Annotated in this window: 6 protein-coding genes; 3 read left to right on the top strand and 3 right to left on the bottom strand. The window is 71.4% G+C overall.

The window, feature by feature from the left end; genetic code table 11:
• The first annotated feature begins 74 nt into the window (after positions 1–74).
• The gene (locus ACSNOG_RS31360) at positions 75–1,154 is read left to right on the top strand and encodes an SIS domain-containing protein (protein ID WP_436756097.1); all 1,080 of its coding nucleotides are present in this window, start codon (positions 75–77) and stop codon (positions 1,152–1,154) included.
• A gap of 94 nt (positions 1,155–1,248) precedes the next feature.
• Here the strand turns inward: ACSNOG_RS31360 and ACSNOG_RS31355 are convergent, their stop codons facing one another.
• On the bottom strand, positions 1,249–2,004 hold the full coding sequence (locus ACSNOG_RS31355) for an SDR family oxidoreductase (protein WP_436756096.1): 756 nt from the start codon (positions 2,002–2,004) through the stop codon (positions 1,249–1,251).
• Between the two features lie 82 nt (positions 2,005–2,086).
• On the opposite strand from ACSNOG_RS31355, the gene ACSNOG_RS31350 reads away from it, so the two are divergent.
• Positions 2,087–2,710 carry a TetR/AcrR family transcriptional regulator gene (locus tag ACSNOG_RS31350; RefSeq protein WP_436756095.1) on the top strand — a complete coding sequence of 208 codons (624 nt, stop codon included), beginning with the start codon at positions 2,087–2,089 and terminating at the stop codon, positions 2,708–2,710.
• 453 nt (positions 2,711–3,163) lie between these two features.
• Entirely contained in the window at positions 3,164–4,633 is a 1,470-nt protein-coding gene (locus tag ACSNOG_RS31345; RefSeq protein WP_436756094.1) for a sensor histidine kinase, read from the top strand.
• A gap of 172 nt (positions 4,634–4,805) precedes the next feature.
• Here ACSNOG_RS31345 and ACSNOG_RS31340 read toward each other — a convergent pair whose 3' ends face one another.
• Both ACSNOG_RS31340 and ACSNOG_RS31335 read right to left on the bottom strand, forming a co-directional pair.
• The gene (locus tag ACSNOG_RS31340; RefSeq protein ID WP_004937597.1) at positions 4,806–5,063 is read right to left on the bottom strand and encodes a WhiB family transcriptional regulator; all 258 of its coding nucleotides are present in this window, start codon (positions 5,061–5,063) and stop codon (positions 4,806–4,808) included.
• Between the two features lie 322 nt (positions 5,064–5,385).
• Positions 5,386–6,354 (bottom strand): diacylglycerol/lipid kinase family protein, encoded by a 969-nt coding sequence (locus ACSNOG_RS31335; RefSeq protein ID WP_436756093.1) that lies wholly within the window; start codon positions 6,352–6,354, stop codon positions 5,386–5,388.
• Positions 6,355–6,547: the final 193 nt, after the last annotated feature.

The following is a 6,547-nucleotide window of genomic DNA, read 5'->3' as shown; positions in this document are numbered from 1 at the left end:
GAGAGGGCCCCGCCGCCGCGCGGCGGGCCGCCGGACCGCGACCTCGCAGCCCCCGCCCCGGGAGGTAACCGCACATGAGCGTCACGCCCCCCGCCCACCACAGCGAGCAGCCGGGCGGGATCATGGCCGGCGAGATGGCGGAGCAGCCGGCCGTCCTGCGCCACATCCTCGACGACGGCGCCCCCGTCATCGCCGAGACCGCCCGGCTCATCGCCGCCCGCCGGCCCCGCTTCGTGCTCCTGACCGCGCGGGGCACCTCCGACAACGCCGCCCTCTACGCCAAATACCTCCTCGAAGTGCAGCTCGGCAGGCCCTGCGGCCTGACCTCCATGTCGACCATCACGACCTACGGCGCCCGGCCCGACCTGACCGACGTCCTCGCCGTGACCGTCAGCCAGTCCGGCGGCTCCCCGGACCTCGTCGCCTCCACCAAGGCCGCCCGCGAGGCCGGGGCGATCACCCTCGCGGTGACCAACAACGCCGACTCCCCGCTCGCCGCCGTCTCCGAGCACCACATCGGCATCCTGGCCGGGCCCGAGCGCGCCCTGCCCGCCACCAAGACCTACACCGCCTCCTTGCTGACCCTCTATCTCTTCGTGCAAGGGCTGCGCCCCGGCGGGGGAGACGGCACGGCGGCGGCAGAGGCCCTGCCCGGCCTCGCCCGGAGCGTCCTCGACCGCGGCGCCGAGGTCAGACAGCTCGCCGCCCGCTATCGCTTCGCCGAGCGGATGGTCCTCACCTCCCGCGGCTACGGCTACCCGACCGCCAAGGAGGCGGCGCTGAAGCTGATGGAGACCAGCTACATCCCCGCCCTGTCGTACTCGGGCGCCGACCTGCTGCACGGCCCGCTCGCGATGGTCGACAACATCTCGCCCGTCATCGCCATCGTCACCGAGGGCCGCGGCGGCGCGGCCCTGCAGCCCGTGCTGGAACGGCTGCGCGGCCGGGGAGCGGACCTCATGATCGTCGGCACCGAGGCGGAGGTGGCCCGGGCGACGACCGGCTTCGCCCTGCCCACGGCGGGCGTGCCCGAGGAGCTGCAGCCCGTCCTCGAGATCCTGCCGCTGCAGATGCTGGCCTACGAGATCACCATTGCCCGCGGCCAGGACCCGGACGCACCCCGGGCCCTCGCCAAGGTCACCGAGACCCGCTGACCGCCCCCCTGCCCCCTGCTGCCCGCTGCCGTGCCATGGCTCTCCGGCCATCCGGCTATCCGGCTCTCCGGCTCGCGGCGGTGCCGGAGCGGTGTCAGAGCAGCGCGCCGCCCGTCGCGTCTATCCACTGCCCCGTCACCCAGCGGCTGTCGTCCGAGGCGAGGAAGGCCACGATGTCGGCGACATCGCGCGCCTCGCCCACCCGGTTGAAGGGGGACAGGGCCGCGACGCCCTGCCGCACCTCCGCACCGCTGTTCAGCCACGCGGCGTTCATGTCGGTGTCGATCACGCCCGGCGCCACCGCGTTGACCGTGATGCCGCGCTCGCCCAGCTGCTTGGCCAGCACCGAGGTGAAGGCGTCGATCGCGCCCTTCGTCATGGTGTAGGCGATCAGCTGGGGCATGGCCGCGCCGTGCGTCAGCCCCGTGGAGACGTTGACGATGCGGCCGCCGTCACGCAGGCGGTCCACGCCGTGCTTGGTGACGAAGAACGGCGCCTTCGTGTTGACCGCGAAGACCCGGTCGAAGTCCTCCTCGCCGACCTCGCCGATGGGCACGCGCACGCCGTCGGTGCCGGCGTTGTTCACCAGGATGTCCAGGCCGTCCGCCCGCTCGTCGAAGGCGGCCCAGAGCGCTTCGGCATCCCCCGGGACTCCCAGCTCCGCCTTGATCGCGAAGGCCTCGCCGCCCGCTGCCTCGATCGCCTTCACCGTCTGCTCGGCCGAGGCGGCATCCCGCCCGTAGTGCACGGCGACGCGCGCCCCCTCCTTGGCCAGGCGCTCCGAAATCCCTCGCCCGATGCCCCGGCTGCCGCCCGTGACCAGTGCCGTCCTGCCCGTGAGCGTGCCCATGGCCGCGCCCCCCTCTTTCTTTAGCGAGTGCTACAGAAAGAACGTAGCACAGGTTTTTTAGCGACCGCTATAGAATGGGCTCATGGCGACCAAACAGCGGGGCAGGCCTCGGTCCTTCGATCGCGAGACGGCCCTGGAGCAGGCGATGCGCGCCTTCTGGGAGCACGGTTACGAGGCCGTCTCCATCGCGGACCTGACCCGTGCCATGGACATCAAGGCGCCCAGTCTCTATGCGGCCTTCGGTGACAAGCGCTCCCTGTTCGAGGAGGCCATCGAGGCCTACGCGCGCAACTACGGCGTCTTCACGGCGAAGGCCCTGTCCGAGGCGCCGACCGCCCGGCGTGCGGCGGACCGCCTCCTGCACGAGGCCGCGGTCTCCCACACCCTGCCCGGCCTGCCGCGCGGCTGCATGATCATCAGTGCGGCCACGAACTGCACCGAGCAGTCCGCGGAGGTGGTCGAGGCGCTCCAGAAGCGGCGCAACAAGGGCATCGCGTTCATCGAGAGCCGCATCGTCACCGACGTCGCCGCGGGCGTGCTGCCGGCGGACACCGACGCCCATGCCCTCGCCGTCTATACGGGCGCCGTTCTGCAGGGCATGTCGCAGCAGGCGCGGGACGGAGCGGACCGCGCCACCCTGGAGGCGGTCGCCGACGTCGCGATGCGGGCGTGGCCGCCGGAGCGTGCGCAGGACAGGCCGGCGTAGCGCGTGCAGGACAGGCCCGCGCAGCGCGTGCAGGACAAGCCCGCGGAGCGCGTGCAGGAGAAGTCACCGGAGCGTGCGGAGGAGAAGCCGGCGGAGCGGTCCGCGGAGTAGCGGGCGGAGCGCGGCGGTCACTTCGGGCCGCGGCGCCTGACCGGGACCCTCGACCCGGCCGGCACCGCAGCCCGGAGCCGTATCGGCCCGCGGCGCGGGGTGTGCGGACCCCGCGGCCGGAGTGGGCCGACTGGAGGCCGTGGCGCGATCAGGGCAGAGAGCGCCGGGCCTCGCTCCGCCCTCCTGTGCGGGGAAGGCGGAAACTTTGCTCGTTCATTGTGGACTAGACCATTCTCCTCTGTCCATGGTTTCCGCCGCCCGGGTTTCCGCGGGTACCGGCCGCCCGCGGCCGGGCCCGGGATGGGCGTCCCGGCCCCGGGTAGGCTCACCACTGTGCCCTCCATGAACGACCTCGTACGTCAGCACACGGCCCTCGGTGACTCCGACCTGGAGTGGCTGCACCTGCTGGTATCGGAGTGGCAGCTGCTCTCCGACCTGTCCTTCGCCGACCTCGTCCTGTGGGTGCCCACGCTCGACGGCACCCGCTACGTGTCGGTCGCACAGATGCGGCCCAACACCGGCCCCACCTCCTACCAGAACGACATGGTCGGCCACCTCGTGCCGCGCGGCCGCCGCCCCATGCTGGACGCCGCCCTGGACGAGGGCCGCATCGTCCGCGAGGGCGACCCCGAGTGGCGCGAGGAGGTCCCGGTCCGCGTCGAGTCCATCCCCGTCCGCCGTGACGGCCGGGTGCTCGGCGTCATCGCCCGCAACACGAACCTGCTGACGGTGCGCACCCCGAGCCGGCTGGAGCTCACCTACCTCCAGAGCGCCTCGGACCTCGCCCAGATGATCGCCAACGGCGCGTTCCCCTTCCCCGGTCAACAAGTCGACATGGACGCCTCTCCGCGCGCCGGGGACGGCCTCATCAGGCTGGACGCCGACGGCATCGTGCAGTACGCGAGCCCCAACGCGCTCTCCGCCTATCACCGCCTCGGCCTCGCCGCCGACCTCGTGGGGCATCATCTGGGCGAGACCACCGCTCAGTTGGCGCCCTCGCGCGGTCCGGTCGACGAGTCGCTCGCCAAGCTGGCCAGCGGCTGGGCGCCCCGCGAGTTCGAGGTGGAGGGCAACGAAGGGGTCATCCAGCTCCGGGCGATTCCCCTCAAACCCAAGGGAAATCACATCGGTTCGCTGGTCCTGCTGCGCGACGTCACCGAACTGCGACGCCGCGAGCGAGAGTTGATCACCAAGGACGCGACCATCCGGGAGATTCACCACCGGGTGAAGAACAATCTGCAGACCGTAGCGGCCCTGCTCCGGCTCCAGGCCCGCAGGATCGGTTCGGCGGAGGGCCGTGAGGCGCTGGAGGAGGCCGTCCGCCGGGTCGGCTCGATCGCCATCGTCCACGAGACGCTCTCGCAGAACCTGGACGAGCGGGTCGAATTCGACGAGATCGCCGACCGGGTGCTGGCGATGGTCGCCGAGATCTCGCCCGGCCGGGTCGCCGGGCGGCGCACGGGACGCTTCGGGATCCTCGACGCCGAGGTGGCCACCCCGCTGGCGATGGTGCTGACCGAGCTGCTGCAGAACGCCATGGAGCACGGGTTCGGCCCGGGGGAGCGGGGCACGGTGGAGGTCACGGCCGTGCGCAGCGGCACCCGGCGCGACGCCCGCCTGCTGATCTCGGTCCAGGACGACGGCCGCGGGCTTCCCGAGGGCTTCGACCCGCAGCGCGCCGGCAACCTGGGCCTGCAGATCGTCCGGACGCTCGTCGAGGGGGAGATGGGCGGAACGTTCGACATGGTGCCCGCTTCCGGGCAGGGTACGAGGGTCGTCCTCGAGATTCCCGTACGGGCCGAGAAGGGCTGAACCCCGCTGCCCCCTCCCCGGCCGGGGGCGCACCCGTACCCGCAACAGCACTGAGCCCCGGACCATCAGGTCCGGGGCTCAAAGCTCACGTCATGCGGGGCGCCCCCAGGCGAAGCTCGCGGGGAGCGTCAGGGGGTACTGCGCGCTGCGGCTCGGGGGCCGAGGGGCGTCGTCAGGCGGTGGCGTTGCGCGCCCGGTTGCGAGCGGCACGGCGCTTCATGGCGCGGCGCTCGTCCTCGCTGAGGCCACCCCAGACGCCGGAGTCCTGGCCGGACTCGAGCGCCCACTGCAGGCACTGCTCCATCACGGGGCAGCGGCGGCAGACGGCCTTGGCTTCCTCGATCTGCAGCAGCGCAGGACCGGTGTTGCCGATGGGGAAGAAGAGCTCGGGGTCTTCCTCGCGGCAAACGGCGTTGTGACGCCAGTCCATGGCTGCTCCATCTCCTCGTTATTGCGGCTACGTTGCTTGTGAATGTGAACGCTTTCACGAATCCCTCCGCAGGGGAAGGGCCGACGCCCAGTCGTGAAACTGGTGCGGTCCATCAGGAAAAGGGAGGGGTTCGGGCTGTATCGGAAGGCCGGAAGAGCGGACGTCCCGATCGCCATGAAGAGATTCGCAAACCTCGGCGGCGGATACAACCCCTTCTGGAAAGTTTTTTTTGATTCCTCGGTGTCGGCTAGGTCACAGCCGTACTTCCAGGGGGTGGAACCCAGTCTAAACGTTCGAGTGGAAGGACTTTAGGCCCTAGCACTCACACAATCACACGCAGTGCACGGCGAACGCCTGTGAACGTCACGCTGCTCCGCACTCCCAGGTGGTCACCGTCCATCTGGAACGGCAGTGGGACCTGCGAATGCAAGGTGAACTGCGTCTGGTCGTGCAAGGACACGGTGTGCTTGCCCCGGGGGCCGCGCTCGGGCGTGGACATGAGCAGCTGGGTGGCGTAGCGGCCGGCCGCCGTCGTCGACAGCTTGGTGAATCCCAGCACGTCAAGGGCGGTGTCGAAGGACGCCTGCGGCGACGCGTAGACCGGACGGTTGTTGAGGTACGTCCACGGCGCCGTGTTGCAGATTATCGACATGACGAGATTCTCGAGTGGCTCCTCGCCCGGCCGTTCGAGGGTGATCGTGCCGCGCCGGCGGTGGGTCTCCCCGACGAATTGACGCATCACCTGTCGCGCGTACAGCGCAGGCGTCGACCGCTTGCCGCGCTCGCGCTGCTGCTCCACCCGGCCGATGACCCCCGCGTCGAAGCCGAAGCCCGCGCAGAAGGTGAACCAGCGCGGCGGCACCCCCTCGTCCTCGGTGCCGGGCGTGCCGCCCGCGAGGCCGAGGCCGACCGTGCGCTCGGTCCCGTCGCGCAGGGCGTCCAGCAGGGCGCCGGTCGCCTCCACGACGTCGTTGGGCAGGCCCAGGGCCCGGGCGAAGACGTTGGTGGAGCCGCCGGGCACCACGGCGAGCCGGGGCAGGCCCTCGGGATCCGGCCCGTCGTGCAGGAGGCCGTTGACGACCTCGTTGACCGTGCCGTCGCCGCCGAGCGCCACCACCAGACCGGTGTTGCCGCTCTCGGCCGCCCGCCGGGCCAGGTCGCGGGCATGGCCCCGGTACTCCGTGGTGGCGACCTCCAGCTTGAGATCACTGGCGAGCGCGTGGACCAGGACATCACGGGTACGGGCACTGGTGGTGGTGGCCGACGGGTTGACCACGAGGAGCGCACGCATGCGCGCCAGCCTACCTACCTGTCGGTACACGAACGGCCCCGGCCCGCCTTCGGCCCCCCTCGGATCGTCGGCGGTACGGCTACCCTGCTGGGGTGAGCAGCAAGCAGTCCGCGCCGAAAAACGCCCGTAAGAGCGGCCCCGCCGGCCCCCCGCAGCAGGCCGCCGCGGCCGTCAGCCGGGCCGGGCGGGGCCC

This window comes from Streptomyces sp. URMC 124, from assembly GCF_051386455.1.
GTDB lineage: Bacteria > Actinomycetota > Actinomycetes > Streptomycetales > Streptomycetaceae > Streptomyces.
This window is presented reverse-complemented; position numbering and strand designations above follow the sequence as displayed.

Bases quoted from the DNA above. Each gene is read 5' to 3' on its own strand.
- ACSNOG_RS31360 (WP_436756097.1), top strand. From the start codon at position 75: ATGAGCGTCACGCCCCCCGCCCACCACAGCGAGCAGCCGGGCGGGATC.
- ACSNOG_RS31355 (WP_436756096.1), bottom strand. From the start codon at position 2,004: ATGGGCACGCTCACGGGCAGGACGGCACTGGTCACGGGCGGCAGCCGG.
- ACSNOG_RS31350 (WP_436756095.1), top strand. From the start codon at position 2,087: ATGGCGACCAAACAGCGGGGCAGGCCTCGGTCCTTCGATCGCGAGACG.
- ACSNOG_RS31345 (WP_436756094.1), top strand. From the start codon at position 3,164: ATGAACGACCTCGTACGTCAGCACACGGCCCTCGGTGACTCCGACCTG.
- ACSNOG_RS31340 (WP_004937597.1), bottom strand. From the start codon at position 5,063: ATGGACTGGCGTCACAACGCCGTTTGCCGCGAGGAAGACCCCGAGCTC.
- ACSNOG_RS31335 (WP_436756093.1), bottom strand. From the start codon at position 6,354: ATGCGTGCGCTCCTCGTGGTCAACCCGTCGGCCACCACCACCAGTGCC.